This window comes from Jidongwangia harbinensis (assembly GCF_020216025.1).
GTDB lineage: Bacteria > Actinomycetota > Actinomycetes > Mycobacteriales > Micromonosporaceae > Actinoplanes > Actinoplanes harbinensis.
Genome location: NZ_JAIWNC010000110.1, coordinates 1 through 1168, shown reverse-complemented (window position 1 = coordinate 1168; position 1168 = coordinate 1). Strand labels below are relative to the sequence as shown.

1 protein-coding gene is annotated in these 1168 nt (G+C 72.7%); it reads right to left on the bottom strand.

Annotation, left to right across the window (positions count from 1 at the left end; translation table 11 throughout):
• The coding region (locus tag LDL48_RS43200) for a beta-ketoacyl reductase (protein ID WP_225261007.1) at nt 1-1168 on the bottom strand (1168 nt) is incomplete at both ends.

Genomic DNA, 1168 nt, shown 5'->3' with positions numbered 1-1168 from the left:
CCGCGACGGCTTCCGGCAGGTCACCGAGCAGCGCCCAGCGGCGGCCGAAGGAGAACGCGGGGGCGAACCGGGCCCAGTCGACGTCGACGATCACCTGCGTGGCGTCCGCACCGGCGACGGCCGCCGCGATGGCGGTGACGGCCGCGGCGGGCGGCAACGCGGTCAGACCACGACGCCCCAGATGCTCCCGGGTGTTACCCAGCGCGGCCATGCCGACCTCGGCCCACGGACCCCACGCCAACGCGGTACCGGCCAGGCCACGGGCCCGACGATCCGCCGCCAGCGCGTCCAGATGGGCGTTCGCCGCCGCGTACGGACCACCACCACCGCTGCCCCACACCCCGGCGATCGAGGAGAACAACACAAACGCATCCAGAACGCGATCGCCGAGCAGCTCATCGAGCAGATCAGCACCGACGACCTTGCCCGCGTAGGCACGGGCCAGCTCCGCCGCGCCGGTCTCCACCACCGCTCCGGAAACGTCGACACCAGCGGCGTGCACCACCGCGGTCAGGTCATCGCCACACACCCGCAACACCCGCGCCACATCAGCGCGCACACCCATGTCAGCGGCAACCACCTCAACCGGAACACCCAGATCCGGGGCGACACCACCACGGCGGCTGGTCAACACCAGACGCTCCGCCCCCGTTTCGGCGAGCTGGCGGGCCACCGCCGCGCCGAGCCCACCGGTGCCACCGGTGATCAGCACCGTGCCACGCGGACTCCAGCCCGGCCCACCCTGACCGGTGATCCGGGCCAGCCTGCGACCGAAGACACCCGTCGGGCGGATGGCTACCTGGTCCTCGGTACCACCCGCGGCGAGCACCGCGGCCAGCCGGGACCCGGCCCGCTCATCCAACACGGCGGGCAGATCGATCAGACCACCCCAACTCCCGCCCACCTCCAGACCGGCATTACGGCCCAGACCCCACACCTGCGCCTGCACCGGACTCACCCGCACATCCGCACGGACGGCGGCGACCGCACCCCGGGTGAGGCACCAGACCCGACCGGTCCGCTCCGCACCGGCCGCAACCAGCACCCGGATCAGATCGGTGGTCGCCACCAGGCCCGCGGGCACGGTGGGTTCGTTCCCATCCCGCCCGTCGATCAGACCGAGCAGCGACACCACACCCACACTCGGCTCGGCGTCCAGCACCTCCGC